Annotated in this window: 16 protein-coding genes; 1 reads left to right on the forward strand and 15 read right to left on the reverse strand. The window is 54.9% G+C overall.

Going from position 1 to position 15,643, the window contains the following annotated elements; all coding sequences use genetic code 11:
- Window positions 1-54: 54 nt before the first annotated feature.
- From NSS88_RS02490 to dpaA, 8 genes are all read right to left on the reverse strand, one after another.
- Complete coding sequence (locus tag NSS88_RS02490; protein WP_033008053.1) at window positions 55-279, reverse strand: YlzJ-like family protein; 225 nt, start codon at window positions 277-279, stop codon at window positions 55-57.
- Complete coding sequence (locus NSS88_RS02495; protein ID WP_033008054.1) at window positions 276-1,013, reverse strand: ClpP family protease; 738 nt, start codon at window positions 1,011-1,013, stop codon at window positions 276-278. The genes NSS88_RS02490 and NSS88_RS02495 overlap by 4 nt, the downstream gene beginning before the upstream one ends.
- A gap of 115 nt (window positions 1,014-1,128) precedes the next feature.
- Window positions 1,129-2,799, reverse strand: a complete 1,671-nt coding sequence (locus NSS88_RS02500) for a ribonuclease J (protein WP_341082900.1) — start codon at window positions 2,797-2,799, stop codon at window positions 1,129-1,131.
- 178 nt (window positions 2,800-2,977) lie between these two features.
- Window positions 2,978-3,847 (reverse strand): 4-hydroxy-tetrahydrodipicolinate synthase, encoded by an 870-nt coding sequence (gene dapA, locus NSS88_RS02505; protein ID WP_033008058.1) that lies wholly within the window; start codon window positions 3,845-3,847, stop codon window positions 2,978-2,980.
- Window positions 3,848-3,878: 31 nt separating this feature from the next.
- Window positions 3,879-5,108: an aspartate kinase gene (gene dapG / locus NSS88_RS02510; protein WP_053532331.1), complete on the reverse strand. Its 1,230-nt coding sequence runs from the start codon at window positions 5,106-5,108 to the stop codon at window positions 3,879-3,881.
- 19 nt (window positions 5,109-5,127) lie between these two features.
- Window positions 5,128-6,171, reverse strand: coding sequence for an aspartate-semialdehyde dehydrogenase (gene asd, locus NSS88_RS02515; protein WP_033008061.1), 1,044 nt, complete (start codon window positions 6,169-6,171; stop codon window positions 5,128-5,130).
- A 120-nt stretch (window positions 6,172-6,291) separates the two neighbouring features.
- Window positions 6,292-6,900, reverse strand: coding sequence for a dipicolinate synthase subunit B (locus NSS88_RS02520; protein ID WP_033016831.1), 609 nt, complete (start codon window positions 6,898-6,900; stop codon window positions 6,292-6,294).
- Window positions 6,897-7,802 (reverse strand): dipicolinic acid synthetase subunit A, encoded by a 906-nt coding sequence (gene dpaA / locus NSS88_RS02525; protein ID WP_049624699.1) that lies wholly within the window; start codon window positions 7,800-7,802, stop codon window positions 6,897-6,899. The genes NSS88_RS02520 and dpaA overlap by 4 nt, the downstream gene beginning before the upstream one ends.
- A 179-nt stretch (window positions 7,803-7,981) precedes the next feature.
- Here dpaA and NSS88_RS02530 point away from each other — a divergent pair, with 179 nt between their 5' ends.
- On the forward strand, window positions 7,982-8,224 hold the full coding sequence (locus NSS88_RS02530) for a YlmC/YmxH family sporulation protein (RefSeq protein ID WP_033008066.1): 243 nt from the start codon (window positions 7,982-7,984) through the stop codon (window positions 8,222-8,224).
- Window positions 8,225-8,295: 71 nt separating this feature from the next.
- On the opposite strand, the gene NSS88_RS02535 is transcribed toward NSS88_RS02530, so the two are convergent.
- The 7 genes from NSS88_RS02535 to rbfA form a co-directional block, all read right to left on the reverse strand.
- The gene (locus NSS88_RS02535) at window positions 8,296-9,543 is read right to left on the reverse strand and encodes a M16 family metallopeptidase (RefSeq protein WP_033016833.1); all 1,248 of its coding nucleotides are present in this window, start codon (window positions 9,541-9,543) and stop codon (window positions 8,296-8,298) included.
- Window positions 9,530-10,513: a polysaccharide deacetylase family protein gene (locus NSS88_RS02540; RefSeq protein ID WP_049624698.1), complete on the reverse strand. Its 984-nt coding sequence runs from the start codon at window positions 10,511-10,513 to the stop codon at window positions 9,530-9,532. Before NSS88_RS02540 ends, NSS88_RS02535 begins: the two co-directional genes overlap by 14 nt.
- A gap of 88 nt (window positions 10,514-10,601) precedes the next feature.
- Window positions 10,602-12,761: a polyribonucleotide nucleotidyltransferase gene (pnp, locus tag NSS88_RS02545; RefSeq protein ID WP_121678080.1), complete on the reverse strand. Its 2,160-nt coding sequence runs from the start codon at window positions 12,759-12,761 to the stop codon at window positions 10,602-10,604.
- 136 nt (window positions 12,762-12,897) lie between these two features.
- On the reverse strand, window positions 12,898-13,167 hold the full coding sequence (gene rpsO / locus NSS88_RS02550) for a 30S ribosomal protein S15 (RefSeq protein WP_033016867.1): 270 nt from the start codon (window positions 13,165-13,167) through the stop codon (window positions 12,898-12,900).
- Between the two features lie 87 nt (window positions 13,168-13,254).
- Window positions 13,255-14,241, reverse strand: a complete 987-nt coding sequence (gene ribF, locus NSS88_RS02555) for a bifunctional riboflavin kinase/FAD synthetase (RefSeq protein ID WP_049624696.1) — start codon at window positions 14,239-14,241, stop codon at window positions 13,255-13,257.
- Window positions 14,242-14,277: 36 nt separating this feature from the next.
- Entirely contained in the window at window positions 14,278-15,186 is a 909-nt protein-coding gene (truB, locus tag NSS88_RS02560) for a tRNA pseudouridine(55) synthase TruB (RefSeq protein ID WP_033008077.1), read from the reverse strand.
- Window positions 15,187-15,241: 55 nt separating this feature from the next.
- Window positions 15,242-15,628, reverse strand: coding sequence for a 30S ribosome-binding factor RbfA (rbfA, locus tag NSS88_RS02565; RefSeq protein WP_033008079.1), 387 nt, complete (start codon window positions 15,626-15,628; stop codon window positions 15,242-15,244).
- Window positions 15,629-15,643: the final 15 nt, after the last annotated feature.

Here is a 15,643-nt window from a genome sequence, read left to right on the forward strand (position 1 = left end):
TGGCTGCTTTTTTCCGTTTGTCTATTATTATATCATGAACAACTTGACAATTCATTACGATGTTGCGACAGAAACCGGAAACCGCACCCCTGGCGCATACTTGGCGTTTAAAAAATGATAGGGGTTGGTGCTTAAGTTTTGCACGATTTCATATTCGCCCGTATCGGTCATTTGGACGAGCAACGGGATGCCTTCGTAATGCACTAGCTTTTGCTTTTCATACGCGGCCGCATCGACCGGGAACACCAAATGTTCCGGCATGATCGTGTACAAAATCATTGGATCATCTTCCCTTCGCCGCCTTTTTTCGCTTCGATCAACTGGCGCAGCTTCGCCATGGCCTGTGAGACGCCGCCCACTTCATCGATCAAGCCGTACCGGACCGCATCGGGACCGACGACGTTCGTGCCGATGTCGCGCGTCAAATTGCCTTTGGAAAACATGAGCTCTTTAAACTTCTCCTCGCTAATGTTGGAATGCTTCGTTACGAAGCGGACGACGCGTTCCTGCATTTTATCCAAATACTCAAACGTCTGCGGAACGCCAATGACAAGCCCCGTCAAACGGATCGGATGAATCGTCATCGTCGCCGTCTCAGTGATGAACGAATAGTTGCACGAAACGGCGATCGGCACGCCGATCGAATGGCCGCCGCCAAGCACGATGGAAACGGTCGGTTTTGACAGCGAAGCGAGCATTTCCGCAATCGCAAGCCCGGCCTCCACATCACCGCCGACCGTATTTAAAATGACGAGCAGCCCTTCGATTTTCGGATTTTGCTCAATGGCGACGATTTGCGGGATCACATGTTCGTATTTTGTCGCCTTGTTTTGCGGCGGCAGCTGAATATGACCTTCAATTTGGCCGACAATCGTCAGACAATGAATGTTCGTATCCGGTTCCATTTGCGGGACGTTCGTCTGCCCAAGCTGGGTGATGGCAGCAGTGGCCTCTTCCGTTTTCGTTTCCGGTTTTTCTTCCGTCTCTTCCTGAAGGTAACGCTCCTTGTCCATCGATTCCTTCTCCTTTCTATCGGTCATACGTTTAGTATGGCCGAAAAGAAAAAGAAAAATGCCGGCAACGGTTCACCGTTTCCAGCATTTCCATTGGACTTTGAGCATGATTGCGTTATACCTCCATAATAATCGGCAAAATCATCGGCTTTCGCTTCGTTTTCTCAAACAAAAACTGGCTTAGCGCCTCGCGAATGTTCGCCTTTAACGATGACCATTCCAGCATGTATGATTCCAGACAGCGCTTAATGATCTCCGCCACCATTTGCTCAGCCTCTTCCAACAGCGTCTCCGCCTCGCGCATATAAACGAATCCGCGCGAGATGATTTCCGGTCCAGCAGCAATCGTTTTCGCTTCTTTGTTTAGTGTCACCACGGCGATCAAAATGCCGTCCTGCGACAACAAACGCCTGTCGCGCAACACAATATTGCCGACGTCACCGATGCCGAGGCCATCGATTAAAATGTTGCCGTACGGCACTTTACCGCCAGGGCGGGCGGCTCCGCCGCGAAATTCGACCACTTCACCTTTGTCAAGCAAAAACGTCCGCTCTTCCGAGATGCCGACCGCCTTCGCCAACCGGGCGTGCGCCTTTTGCATTCGGTACTCCCCATGCACCGGGATGAAATATTTCGGCTTCATCAAATTAAGCATGAGCTTAAGCTCTTCTTGGCAGCCGTGCCCGGACACGTGCACTTGCCGATTGTGGTAAATGACGTTCGCCCCAGCCCGGTATAGGGCGTCGATCGTTTTCGAAAACCCAAGCTCATACCCCGGCATGACAGAAGCAGCGACGATGACGGTGTCTCCCTCTTTAATGTTCACCTGCTTGTTCGCCTGCCGCGCCATGCGCCAAAGCGCGCTCATCGGCTCGCCATGACCCCCGGTCGTCAAAATGACGAGTTCATCATCCCCATAGCGGTCCAAGTCGTAGGCAGAAATCGTCACCTTATCCGGCAGATGCAAATAACCGAGGCGGACGGCGATGTCCATAATTTTATGCAGCGTTTTGCCGATCACCGCCACCTTGCGCCCGTACTGCTTGGCGGCGTAAAGCACTTGTTGGATGCGCGTAATGTTCGATGCATAGCAGGCGACAAACACGCGCCCTTTCGCGTGGCCGATCACATCTGCAATCTCTTGGGCGACGGCTGTATCAGAGCCGCTGTAGCCCGGACGCTCGGCATTCGTGCTGTCCGACAAAAGACAAAGCACCCCTTGTTCGCCGATTTGCGCCATTTTCCCCAAGTCGGCGCGATTATTGCCATACGGCGTCTGGTCAAATTTAAAATCGCTCGTGTACACGATCGCCCCTTGCGATGTATGCAGGCTGATGCCGATGGAATCGGGGATGCTGTGGATCGTGCGGAAAAACGTCACTTTTGCTTTGTCAAACAGCAGTTCAGCGTCAGGATGAATTTCATTCAGTTTGGCGTTTGCAATGCCTTGCTCTTTTAAAATCGCTTCCGCCAACCCGAGCGTCAGCTTCGTCCCGTAGACTGGCACAGACAGCTGCTTGAGCACGTAGGCGATCGCTCCCATATGCTCCTCATGCCCGTGAGTGAGAAAAATCGCCTGAATGCGGTGCTGCCGTTCAATTAAGTAGGCAATGTCCGGGATGACTTTGTCAATGCCAAACATCTCATCTTCCGGGAACATCACCCCGGCATCGAGGACGAAAATGTCCTCGTCCAATTCGACGACATACATGTTTTTGCCGATTTCCCCGACTCCCCCAAGGGCAAAAATGCGTATTTTCTCTACTGGCTTTATTTTGGATTTCAAGGCTGCGTCCTCCTAATTGTGATGCTAACCCGCTCAAAGTCACTTGCCTTTATTATAACGAATTGATGCCAAAAAACACAAGATGGTTCATGAACGAGCCGGCGCATTTCACCGTCTCGACAAAAAAGCCCCAACGTCCGAACCGACGCTGGGGTCATTTGCTGCACGGATATGGCCATCAAGCATCAAGCAGACGGCTGAGCTCGTTTCGCTCCTGCTCGGTGAGCGGAACGAGCGGAAGGCGCACCGAGCCGACATCCAAGCCGCGCAACTGCAGGGCGGTTTTCACCGGCACCGGGCTCGGCGCAGCGAACAGCCCTTTCATGAGCGGCAGCCATTTCCGGTGCAACGCGGCGGCGGCTTGATGGTCGCCGGCCTGGAATGCACGAATCATTTGTTGCATTTCGTTGCCGATGATGTGCGATGCAACAGAAACCACGCCGGCGCCGCCGATCGCCAACACCGGCAGCGTCAAGCTGTCATCGCCGCTATACAGTTGAAAATCGTCCGGCGTGCGTTCAATGATTTCCGCCATCGCTTCTAAATTGCCGCCGGCTTCTTTGACCGCGACAATATTCGGAATCGCTGCCAGCCGAATGACGGTCTCAGGAGCGAGGTTGACCGACGTGCGCCCCGGCACGTTGTACAACATGACCGGCAGCGGCGTGCTCTCAGCGATCGCTTTAAAATGCTGATACAGCCCTTCTTGATTCGGTTTGTTGTAATATGGCGCCACAAGCATGACGGCATCGACGCCTGCTTCTTCCGCCCGTTTCGTCAGCTCGATCGAGGCGCGCGTATTGTTCGTTCCCGTCCCAGCAATAACCGGCACGCGGCCATTGACGACGGAAACGACATGGCGGAACAGTGCGACTTTCTCTTCCGTCGTCAACGTCGGCGATTCGCCGGTCGTGCCTGCGACAACAAGCGCATCCGTGCCGTTGTCAAGCAAATAGTTGACGAGTTCTGTCGTTTTCGCTAAATCTAAGTTTCCTTTTCGGTCAAAGGGAGTGACCATCGCAGTGACGACATTCCCGAACTGAACCACGGTTTTCACTCCTCATTTTCAAATCGGTTGATCATTCGTCCTGTTTGGCCTCGGACAAGCAAAAGGCGTCGTGCAAGGCATTGACGGCCTTTTCCATATCGTCTTGTTTGACTAATACCCAAATGGTCGTATGGCTGTCTGCCGATTGCAAAATTTGGATGCCTTGCTCCGATAGAGCGGTGACGATTTTGGCCGTTACTCCCGGCACACCGGCAATGCCGGCGCCAACGACCGACACTTTGGCGCAGCGGGGCGTCACAACCGGATCATAGCCAATGCGGCGCAAAGCGGCTATCGCTTTTTCCGTCATATCTCCGCTCACCGTATAGACGACGCCGTACGGTGAAATGTTGATAAAGTCGACGCTGATTCCTTCGTGAGCCATCGCCTGAAATACATCCGACTGCAGTTCATAATGCCCTTCTTTTGCCAACACTTTCATTTGCGTCACATTGGCGACGTACGTAATGCCCGTGACGAGACGCTCTTTCACATCGCTTCCTCTTTGACCGCGCACCGATGACGTAACGAGCGTCCCTGGCCCATCGGAATACGTTGAACGGATGCGCAGCGGTACTTTCGCCTGCATGGCGATTTCCACCGCGCGCGGATGGATCACTTTCGCCCCTTGGTACGCCATATTGCAAATTTCCGTATAGGTGACAACTTCCAACGGCCGAGCATTTTCGACAATACGCGGGTCGGCCGTCATCACGCCATCGACATCGGTAAAAATGTCAACCCACTCGGCGTTTAGCGCCGCGCCGAGCGCCGCGGCCGATGTATCGCTCCCGCCGCGCCCGAGCGTTGTGATGTCTCCGTTTTCCGCCATGCCTTGAAAGCCGGCGACGACGACGACGTCGTATTCCCGAAGCGCTTCAAGCAACCGTTCGCAGCGCATTTCAACAATTTTGGCGTTCGTATGATCACTGGTCGTGCGAAATCCGGCTTGCGCGCCGGTAAACGCCGTCGCCTTGATGCCGTGTTCGTTCAGCAAGTTGCTGAACACGACGCTCGAAATGATTTCCCCGCACGCCATAAGCATATCTTGCTCGCGCTTCGTCACATGGTGACGGGCTCCGCCGATCAAGCCAAGAAGCGTGTCGGTCGCATACGGATCGCCTTGGCGGCCCATCGCTGATACAACGACGACGACTTTGTACCCATCTTCAAGCGCGTTTTCAATATGGCGGCGCGCCAAGTTTCGCCCGCGTTCGTCGCGGACGGACGTGCCGCCGAACTTTTGAACAATGATTTTCATGATAACACCCCGATACTCGTTAAATGAGCCCGAGCTTCAGCAAACTTTCGGCAATTTGCACGGAATTTGAAGCAGCCCCTTTTAGCAAGTTGTCGGCAACAATCCATAAATGAAAGGCGCGGCTGTTGTCCAAATCGCGGCGGATGCGGCCGACAAAGACGTCGTATTGGCCGACGCAGTTGGCCGGCATCGGATACAGCTGTTCGCTCGGATCGTCTTGGAGAACGACGCCCGGCGCCTCGCGCAGCACCGCTTGCAAATCGGCAGCCGTGACGCCGTCTTGCTCGATCTCGATATACACCGACTCCGAATGCCCGCTCGCCACCGGAATGCGTACGCACGTCGCCGCGACGCTCAGCTCGGGCATATGCATGATTTTTTTCGTTTCGTTGATCATTTTCATCTCTTCGAACGTAAACCCGTTATCTTGAAACTTATCGATTTGCGGAATGGCGTTAAACGCGATTGGGTAATGCTTCCGGTCCGATTTGACCGGCAAAATGGTTGCCTCGAACGGCTTATTGTCAAGCACCGCTTTCGTCTGCTCGTACAGCTCTTCAATCGCCTGCGCCCCTGCTCCCGAGACGGCCTGGTACGTGGAAACGATGACGCGGGATAAGCCGAACGCCTTCCGAATCGGCTCAAGCGCCACGACCATTTGAATCGTCGAGCAGTTCGGATTGGCGATGATGCCGTTATGCCATGTCAAATCGCTTTCGTTCACTTCCGGGACGACAAGCGGCACGTTTTCCTCCATCCGGAATGCGCTCGTGTTGTCGATGACAATCGCCCCGCGCCGAACCGCCTCCGGCGCCAATGCTTTCGACACTGCGCCGCCAGCGCTGAATAAGGCGATATCAACCCCATCAAAGCGCTCGGGCGCGGCGGCCTGCACTTCAATCTCTCTGCCGCGGAAGCGCATTTTTTTGCCAGCCGAGCGTTCTGACGATAACAACGTTAATGTTCCGACCGGGAAGTTCCGGTCTTCAAGCGTCCGCACCATTTGTTGTCCGACTGCCCCCGTGGCTCCGACGACAGCGACATGGTATTGTTTTTCAGCCATCAGCCATTCTCCTTCCACATCGTCACTCTAAAGAGATGAATTCATAGTCTTTATTTTATCACATTCCGCTGCGGACGAGAGAAAATTTTTCTGTCCGGTGTCGATTTTCCACACCCTCCGTTAGTCGTTGTAACGGAACCGTTCGATCACAACTGGCTGCAGCTGCTTTCCTTCCAAGGCGGCAAGCACAGTGTCATGCAGGAGCGTCATGCGCGCCACCATCGAGTTCGGTTTGGCGTGCGGAGCATCTTGGCCAAACGGGATGAAGTAAATGTTTTTCGCCGCCATCAGCCGCATCAAATTGACGCCGTTTAGGCCGAGGGCGTCATTCGTGGAAATGCCGAGCACGACCGGGCGGTGGTTGCGCATCGTCGCCTTGGCGGCCATCAACACCGGTGAATCGGTCATGGCGTTTGCCAGCTTGCTCATCGAGTTGCCGGTCAGCGGCGCGATGACCATGCAGTCGAGCGGGATTTTCGGCCCGAGCGGTTCAGCCTTGACGATCGTGTCAATCACCTCGTTCCCGGTCAATTGCTCGAGTTTTTTCACCCACTCTTCCCCTTCGCCAAACCGGGTGTTCGTCGTCTTCACCGTATACGTGACGATTGGCAGCACCTCCGCCCCTTCATTCACGAGTTTTTCAATTTCCGGGAACACAGCGTCATACGTGCAGTGCGATCCAGTCAGGCCGAAGCCGATCCGCTTCCCCTTCAGGCTTTTTTCGCTCATTGTTTATTCTCCTTCCGTTTCTGTAAATCTTGATACAAAAGCTGCGCCAAGACGTTGGCGATAATTTGTCCGGCCGTTTTCGGCGCGACGACCCCCGGCAGCCCAGGCGCCAAGATGGCTTTCACTCCGCGCTTTTCAGCATAGCGGAAATCGGTGCCGCCCGGCTTTGACGCCAAATCGATGATCAGCGTATGGGCCGGCATTTTCGCGATGACGCTCGCCGTTACAATCAAATGGGGGACGGTGTTAACACAAACGTCGATATCGCGCACTTCTTTTTCCAAATCATTTAAATGAAACGGTTCAAGCCCCATTTCCGTAATGCGTGCCAAATGTTCCGACCGGCGCGCCCCGACTTTCACTTTTGCCCCCAAAGCGGCAAATGTCCGGGCGACGGTCATGCCAACGCGCCCCAATCCTAAAACGGCGATGCGGGAACCGTGAATCGTAAAATCGGTGTGCTGGATCACCATCATCACCGTTCCTTCAGCGGTTGGGATCGAGTTGTAAATGGCGACATCATCGCGCTCAAACAGCTGGATGTATTTGCGCCCGGTCTTTTTCATCAGTTCGTCTAAATACGAGTTGCTGATGCCGGAATAAACGGTGCACCGCTTGGCTGTTTTTTGCACCATCTCTTCCGTGAACGGAATCGGCTCGTGGGAAAACACGCTGTTGACCTTGCCATCCAATGTCGTGCCGTGAACCGGCAAAATGATCGCATCCAGGTCGGCAAAATCGACCTCCTCGATCGACATCTTCGTCGCCCCGGTAAAATGGTGGGCGAGCTGGTCAAAGCCGACAAGCGACAATTTGGCGTCCAGTTCAACAAGCTTGCGAATCACTTCAAGTTGCCGCGCATCACCGCCGATGATGGCGACATGCATTCCTGTCAACATCATATGTCCTCGTCACCTTCTTTACTGGCAAACTGCTTCGTTTCTTTTCCCATCTTATGTTGGAAGAAAAATATAGGTGAATGCCCTTGGCGGAAAAATAGGCCATTGGCGGGCGGCATTTTTTGCCCGCCCGTTTCTTACAATAGAAGTAGGGAAGAGGGAAGGGGGAAGGGGGAATCAGCGTGAGGCTGAGTGAATTAAGCGGCAAAGAAATCGTCGATGTGCGGCGGGCGGAGCGGCTTGGGGTGCTTGGGCAAACGGATTTGGAAATCAACGAGCAAACAGGGCAAATCGAAGCGTTGCTCATCCCGACTGGAAAATGGTTCGGGTTTCGCAAAGACGGGCAGGAAATTCGCGTGCCGTGGAAGTATATTCGCAAAATCGGCGCCGATATGGTGATGATCGACGCTCCGGAACAAGAATGACGGGCGCGCCAAACGAAAAAAGCTAACAACCTCACAACGGGTCGTTAGCTTTTTTTATGCCCGACAGGCGGCTACGATCGAAGCGGGCGCGGCAGCACGCCATCCGGGCTGATTAAGGCGAGCGCGTAATCATCGGTAAAAACGGTGCGCGCCAGCTCATTCACTTTTTCCACCGTGACGCTTTCAATTTCCTCGATAATCTCGTCAAGCGACCGATGGCGGCCGAGAAGAAGTTCGTTTTTGCCGTTGCGGCTCATGCGGCTGTTCGTGCTTTCAAGCCCAAGCATCAAGCTTCCTTTCATCTGTTCTTTGCTGTTATGCAGCTCTTTTTCCGTAATACCGTCTTCTTTCAACTGGCGCAGCGTCCGTTGGATCGTTTCAAACAAAACGTCAAGCTGGCTGCTCCCCGTGCCGGCGTAAATGGCGAGCAAGCCGCTGTCTTGGTAGGCGGAATGGTACGAGAACACCGAATACGCCAATCCGCGCTGTTCGCGCACTTCTTGAAACAGCCGGCTGCTCATGCTGCCGCCTAAAATATTGTTGAGGATCAGAAGCGGATACGCATCCGGGTGGCCGACCGGCAGGCCGTTGAACCCGATGCATACGTGCGCCTGCTCCGTGTCTTTTTTGCGCGCGAGCTTTTGCGGCACAAACGTCGGCGTCCCTGACGGAGCGGGCTTGCGGGACGCAGTGAACGAGCCGAAATAACGTTCGACTTCAGTGATAAACCGCTCATCGACATTGCCGGCAACGGAAACGACAACGCGATCCGGAGTATAGTAGTCGGCCATATATTGGCGCAACGTGTCCCCCGTAAACGTGCGCAACGTCTCTTCCGTGCCTAAAATCGGGTAGCCGAGCGGATGACCCGCATAGCATGCCTTGCCGAGCAAATCGTGGACGATGTCATCCGGCGTGTCTTCGTACATTTTGATTTCCTCAAGCACCACGTTCCGCTCTTTTTGCAGCTCATCCTCAACGAACGTCGAGTGAAAAAACATATCGGCAAGCATTTCCAACGCGAGCGGTGCATGTTCGTCCAACACTTTGGCGTAATAGCACGTATACTCTTTCGACGTAAAGGCGTTCACTTGCCCGCCGATGCTGTCAAACGCTTCGGCGATATCCCGGGCCGTGCGCGTTGCCGTCCCTTTAAAAAACATGTGCTCTAAAAAGTGGGAAATGCCGTTGTTTTGTTCCGTCTCATTGCGCGAACCTGTGCCGATCCATACGCCGATGGCCACCGACCTTACAGTCGGAATTTGCTCCAGCACGATTCGCACGCCGTTTTTGCACGTGTACTTGTTAATCAACTCCATGTTCCTCCTGTTTTTTGGCCAGTCTTTTCTCGTCGAATAAGGCTGTCAGGCTGCCGATGGCATAGCCTTTCCGCTTGATCGAGGCGATCAGCTCATCGAGTGCGGCCGCCGTCGGCATCGTCGGATGCATCAAAATCATGGCGCCGGGATGGATTTTTGATGTTACCCGTTTCACTATAGCAGATGGCGACGGTTTTTGCCAATCAATTGTATCAACGCTCCACATGATCGTCTTCATGCCGAGCTCGGCGGCGATGTTGACGACGTCATCACGGTAGCTGCCGCTCGGCGGGGCAAACCATTTGCATTTGACCGACGTCGCCGCTTCAATGACTTCATTCGTCTTTTCCAGTTCGCGGCGGACCGCTTCGCTGCTGAGCGTTTTCATATCCGGATGGCTGTAGGAATGGTTGCCGATTTCATGGCCGGCATCTGCTATCATTTTTGCCATCTCCGGATGGTTTTTTACCCATCGCCCTTCCAAAAAGAACGTCGCCTTCACCCCGTGTTTTTTCAACGTCTCAAGCATATCGGGGATGTATTCTTCCCCCCAGGCCACGTTGATGAGCAGCGAGACCATCGGTTTGTCGGGGTGGCCGCGATAGATCGGCGCCGGCGGCAAGTCATCCAAATGAACGCGCGGCGGCACTTGGCGGAACACGAGTTTTCGTTCATCGAACGTTCCCGTTTTCTTCATGTTTTCATAAGAGGCGTCAATATCGACAGCGAGCCCGTTGTACCCCGGCGTCGCCTTCCACACTTTATCAATGACCGCATCCTGGGCGGGAATTTCGTATTGCTTCGCCTGCTTGACAATCGTCTCGTACAGTTTGTCGCGTTCTTTCATGGCGGTCATTTCCACCGGGCGCCAGCTCTCGATGTAGCCGCCGACCGGAGGCCACTGAACCGCCATCCAAGCGATGAGAAACATGACCGCTAGCGCCATGTATCGGGCATAGCCGTTGTTCACCCTTGTCCCCCTCCTTTTTCACTACTACAACCATATGTCTACGGGAGACAAGTTAGAACATAGCAAAAGAGCCTTAAGAAACAAATTCCTAAGGCTTCATGCGTTGGCGCTCCGGCCGTCTTCCGCGTTTTTCCCGCGTCGGCTCGGCAATGCCGCGCTGCTCGCGCAACACCGCTTTGCGCGACAAGTTGACGCGCCCTTGTTTATCGATTTCGGTCACCTTCACCAAAATTTCATCGCCGATCGACACGACGTCTTCCACTTTGCCGACCCGCTCCTCGGCCAGCTCGGAAATGTGGACGAGCCCGTCCTTGCCGTTGAACAGCTCGACGAACGCGCCGAATTTTTCGATCCGTTTCACCTTGCCCAAATACACTTCCCCCACTTCGACTTCGCGGACGATGTCTTCGATGATTTGTTTTGCTTTTTGGTTGGCCGCTTCATCGACAGAGGAGATGAAAATCGTGCCGTCTTGCTCGATATCGATTTTCACGCCGGTTTCATCGATGATTTTATTGATTTGTTTGCCGCTCGGCCCAATGACCTCGCGGATTTTATCCGGATTGATGTGCATGATCAAAATTTTCGGCGCATATTTGGACAGCTCTTTGCGCGGCTCGCTGAGCGTTTGCATCATATGGTCCAAAATTTCCAAGCGCCCTTTGCGCGCCTGCATGAGCGCCTCTTCCAAAATGTCGCGCGTCAGCCCTTTAATTTTAATGTCCATTTGCAGGGCGGTGACGCCTTTTCTCGTGCCGGCGACTTTGAAGTCCATATCGCCGAGATGGTCTTCAATGCCTTGAATGTCGGTCAAAATTGTGTAATGATCGTCTTGTTTCACCAGCCCCATGGCAATGCCGGCGACCGGCGCTTTAATCGGCACCCCGGCATCCATCATCGCCAGTGTGCTCGCGCAAATGCTCGCCTGCGATGTCGATCCGTTTGACTCGAGCACTTCCGAAACGAGGCGGATCGTGTACGGAAACTCGCGCTCCGACGGCACGACCGGCTCCAACGCCCGCTCCCCAAGCGCGCCGTGTCCGATTTCGCGCCGCCCCGGCCCGCGCATCGGCCCGGTTTCGCCGACGGAAAACGGCGGGAAGTTGTAATGATGCATGAACCGTTTCGATTCTTCCAAATCAAGCCCGTCCAAAATTTGTACATCGCCGAGCGCCCCGAGCGTACAAACGCTCAACACTTGCGTTTGGCCGCGCGTAAACAAGCCCGACCCGTGCGTGCGCGGCAAGACGCCGACCGCCGACGACAGCGGGCGGATTTCATCGACTTTGCGCCCGTCCGGACGGATTTTCTCAACTGTAATCAAACGGCGCACTTCTTCTTTCACAAGCTTGTGCAAAATTTCCTGCACTTGCTTCAGCTTCTCTTCATCCGCCTCTTCCGCTTCGTACTTGGCGATGACGCCCGCTTTTACATCCTCGATGGCAGCATCGCGCGCCAGTTTTTCCGGCACTTGCACCGCCCGCTTAATATCTGCTTCCGCAAGTTGGCGGATTTCCGCCTCCAACTCAGGATCGGGTTCATACAAGACGACTTCCATTTTTTCTTTGCCGACCTGGGCGGCAATTTCCTCTTGGAAAGCAATGAGCCGCTTGACTTCTTCGTGGCCGAACATGATCGCTTCGAGCATCACTTCTTCCGGCACTTCATCCGCGCCGGCTTCGACCATGTTGATGGCATCTTTCGTCCCAGCGACGACAAGATGCAGATCGCTTTTTTCCATCTGCTCGACCGTCGGATTGATGACAAACTGGCCATCGACGCGGCCGACGATGACACCGGCGATCGGTCCTTCAAACGGAATGTCGGAAATCGTCAACGCCGTAGACGCACCGATCAACGCCGCCACTTCCGGGGAGCAGTCTTGGTCGACGCTCATGACCATCGATACGACTTGCACTTCGTTGCGGAATCCTTCGGCAAACAACGGGCGGATCGGCCGGTCGATGAGCCGGCTCGCCAAAATCGCTTTCTCGCTTGGGCGGCCTTCCCGTTTAATAAACCCGCCCGGAATTTTCCCGACCGCGTACAGCCGCTCCTCGTAGTTGACCGTCAGCGGGAAAAAGTCCACATTTTTCGCTTCCCGCGATGCGGTGGCCGTGCTCAGCACCACCGTATCGCCGTAGCGGACGAGCGCCGCCCCGTTCGCCTGTTTTGCCAGTTCGCCGGTTTCAATGACGAGCGGGCGTCCAGCCACATCGATGGAAAACACGCGTTTCTCTTGTTCCATACAGACGAGTACTCCTCTCTATGTACAAAAATAAGGGATCTGCTGATGATTAGTATAGACGAATTGGCGCTATTGTATCATCGCCGCGCAAACGGCGCCTATAAACTAGCAAAAAAGCGGGAATGCTCCCGCTTTTTTATCGACGTAATCCAAGTTTCTCAACTATTTCACGGTAGCGCGCCACATCTTTATTGCGCAAGTAGGCCAACAGCCGGCGGCGTTTCCCGACCATTTTCAGCAGGCCGCGCCGAGAATGATGGTCTTTTTTATGGACGCGCAAATGCTCATTCAAATTGTTGATTTGCTCTGTCAAAATCGCAATTTGCACTTCCGGAGAACCGGTGTCGTTCTCATGGACTTTGAATTGTTCGATGATTTCGCGTTTGCGCTCTTGCGTCAATGCCATCATGGTTCACCTCCCTAGTCTTCGATCCCCGGTTGCCGAGCGGGCGTCGGTGAGTCGCCTGGCCAAGCAACGGTTCGCATACACTGATTAGAATACCTCTTTTTCCGGCAAAATGCAAGTCTTTTCGTCCAAACGCCGGAAATACTGTTTTGCTTCTTCCTTGTCGCGGGCAATTTGCGCCGCCAGCTCGGCGACGCCGGCAAACTTGCGCTCGCTCCGCAGGCGGCGGTGCCACTCAACCGTCACCGTTTCCCCGTAAATGTCGCGCGCGAACGCAAACAAATGCACTTCCACGCTCGGCAACCCTTCGCGCGCCGCATGGAACGTCGGTTTGTAGCCGATGTTCGCCACCCCTTCGTACGTCCGGCCGCCAACGGTCGCTTTGACGGCGTAAACGCCGACCGCCGGCAATAGGTAGTCGCCATTTAACGCAATGTTGGCCGTCGGGAACCCGATCGTCCGCCCGCGCTGCTCCCCGGCGACAACCGTCCCTTCGATGTCATAAAAACGGCCGAGGAGGCGGGGGAGCTGATCGACCGCCCCTTCTTCAATGAGCTTCCGCACCCTTGTCGAACTCACCTTTTCCCCGTCGACGGCCAGCTTTGGAACAACGGTTTGCCCAAAGCGGCCGCGCGCATGAAGCGGCATCGTCTCCATCGTCCCTTTTCCGAACCGGCCATAAGTGAAATCAAAACCGGCGACGACGTGCTTGACATGAAGCCCATCCAAATATTGATCGGCAAACTGCTCCGGCGGCAGGTTGGCGAACGCCGGTGTAAATTCGACGATATACAGTCGATTCACGCCAAGCGCCGCAACCAACTGCTCTTTTTTGTTAAGCGGGGTAATGAGACGAAGCTCAGGTTGTTTGCCAAGCACGACGGACGGATGAGGATGAAACGTCATCACCGCGCTTTCGTATCCGCGTTCATTCGCAATCTCGACCGCCGTCCGGATCACTTTTTGGTGGCCAAGGTGAATGCCGTCAAAATAGCCGAGCGCCATCACCGCCGGGGGAAGCGCCTGGCGCTCAAAGCGATGCGGATGCGAAAGAAATATCGTTTCCATGTCCATAACCCACCTTACTTTTTTTCCGCGCTTCGCCCGGCGTCAACGAAACACTTTGAGCGGTTTCATCAAGCCCGGGCGCGCCGGATGCTTTACATACAGGGCCAGCGCCTCCCGCTCGGGCGTCACGAGCACGACCGGCCCGTCAAGCGCATGCAAAAAGGCGGGAAGCCGGAGCAGCGCCCCGTTTTTTACTTTCTCTGCTACTTTATCATTGATTTCATATTTCGGCAAATGAAAAAGCGCTTGCTCGATCGGAATGAGCAAGGCGGCGGCCGTTCCGTCGGCCGCCCGGCGCTCGACTTCTTCCAGCGTCACACAATCTTCAAGCCGAAACGGGCCGGACGCTGTGCGGATGAGATCGGACATATGAGCCGGATAGCCGAGCTGCTCGCCGACCGTCACTGCGAGCGTGCGGACATACGTGCCTTTGCTGCATGTGACGCGGAAGCGAAATGACACCGTCTCCCCGGCAAACTGCTCGCGATCATCGAGCAGCTCGAGCTCGTAAATCGTCACGCGCCGCGTCGGGCGCTCCACCTCGATGCCGGCGCGCGCATATTCATACAGCTTTTTGCCGCCGACTTTCACCGCCGAATACATGGGCGGCGTTTGCTCGATTTCCCCGATAAGGCGGCGGAAAACGGCTTCGATTTCCACCCGCGCAATCGGCCGCTCGACCGGCCGGACGGCAACGACGTCACCGTCGGCGTCTTCGGTCGTCGTCGCTGCACCGAGCGTCACTTCCCCTTCGTACGTTTTCGTCGCTCCGGTAAGAAATTCCGCAATGCGCGTCGCTTTGCCAAGGCAAAGCGGCAGGACGCCGGACACGTTTGGATCGAGCGTGCCGGTATGGCCGACTTTTTTTACCCCAAGCAGGCGGCGCACCTTTGCCACACAGTCGTGCGACGTTATTCCTTTTGGTTTGTTGAGCAGCAATACCCCGTCCATCGGCGCACCCTTTCCCTGTCTATACTCGCGCAACGGAAATGGATAGACGGTTCGTCTATCCATTGTTTGGACCATCCTCCGCCTCTTCCGGCCGGCGGCGGTCGCCGTCGGAAATTTCGCGGATCAGCCGCTCAATGCGGCTGCCGTATTCCATCGTTTCATCGATCTCAAACAAAATTTCCGGCGTTTTGCGCAGGCGAATGCGCTGCCCGATTTCCGAACGGATGAATCCTTTCGCCTTTTCCAGTGCTTTCAGCGTGTTCTCCCGCTGCTCGTCATCGCCTAAGACGCTAATGTACACTTTCGCTTGCTGCAAATCGCCGGTGACGCGCACATCGGTGACGGTGACGAAACCGATGCGCGGATCTTTCAGCTTGCGGCCGATAATGTCGCTCAACTCTTTTTTCATTTGCTCGCCAACGCGAGTTGCCCGTATGTTCATCATCCATCACCTCGA

Source organism: Geobacillus sp. FSL W8-1251 (assembly GCF_038005945.1).
In the GTDB taxonomy this organism is placed as follows: Bacteria; Bacillota; Bacilli; order Bacillales; family Anoxybacillaceae; genus Geobacillus; species Geobacillus stearothermophilus.

Bases quoted from the DNA above. Each gene is read 5' to 3' on its own strand.
- NSS88_RS02490 (WP_033008053.1), bottom strand. From the start codon at position 279: ATGATTTTGTACACGATCATGCCGGAACATTTGGTGTTCCCGGTCGAT.
- NSS88_RS02495 (WP_033008054.1), bottom strand. From the start codon at position 1,013: ATGGACAAGGAGCGTTACCTTCAGGAAGAGACGGAAGAAAAACCGGAA.
- dapG (WP_053532331.1), bottom strand. From the start codon at position 5,108: ATGAAAATCATTGTTCAAAAGTTCGGCGGCACGTCCGTCCGCGACGAA.
- asd (WP_033008061.1), bottom strand. From the start codon at position 6,171: ATGGCTGAAAAACAATACCATGTCGCTGTCGTCGGAGCCACGGGGGCA.
- NSS88_RS02520 (WP_033016831.1), bottom strand. From the start codon at position 6,900: ATGAGCGAAAAAAGCCTGAAGGGGAAGCGGATCGGCTTCGGCCTGACT.
- dpaA (WP_049624699.1), bottom strand. From the start codon at position 7,802: ATGATGTTGACAGGAATGCATGTCGCCATCATCGGCGGTGATGCGCGG.
- NSS88_RS02535 (WP_033016833.1), bottom strand. From the start codon at position 9,543: ATGGAGTTGATTAACAAGTACACGTGCAAAAACGGCGTGCGAATCGTG.
- pnp (WP_121678080.1), bottom strand. From the start codon at position 12,761: ATGGAACAAGAGAAACGCGTGTTTTCCATCGATGTGGCTGGACGCCCG.
- rpsO (WP_033016867.1), bottom strand. From the start codon at position 13,167: ATGGCATTGACGCAAGAGCGCAAACGCGAAATCATCGAACAATTCAAA.
- ribF (WP_049624696.1), bottom strand. From the start codon at position 14,241: ATGGACATGGAAACGATATTTCTTTCGCATCCGCATCGCTTTGAGCGC.
- truB (WP_033008077.1), bottom strand. From the start codon at position 15,186: ATGGACGGGGTATTGCTGCTCAACAAACCAAAAGGAATAACGTCGCAC.
- rbfA (WP_033008079.1), bottom strand. From the start codon at position 15,628: ATGAACATACGGGCAACTCGCGTTGGCGAGCAAATGAAAAAAGAGTTG.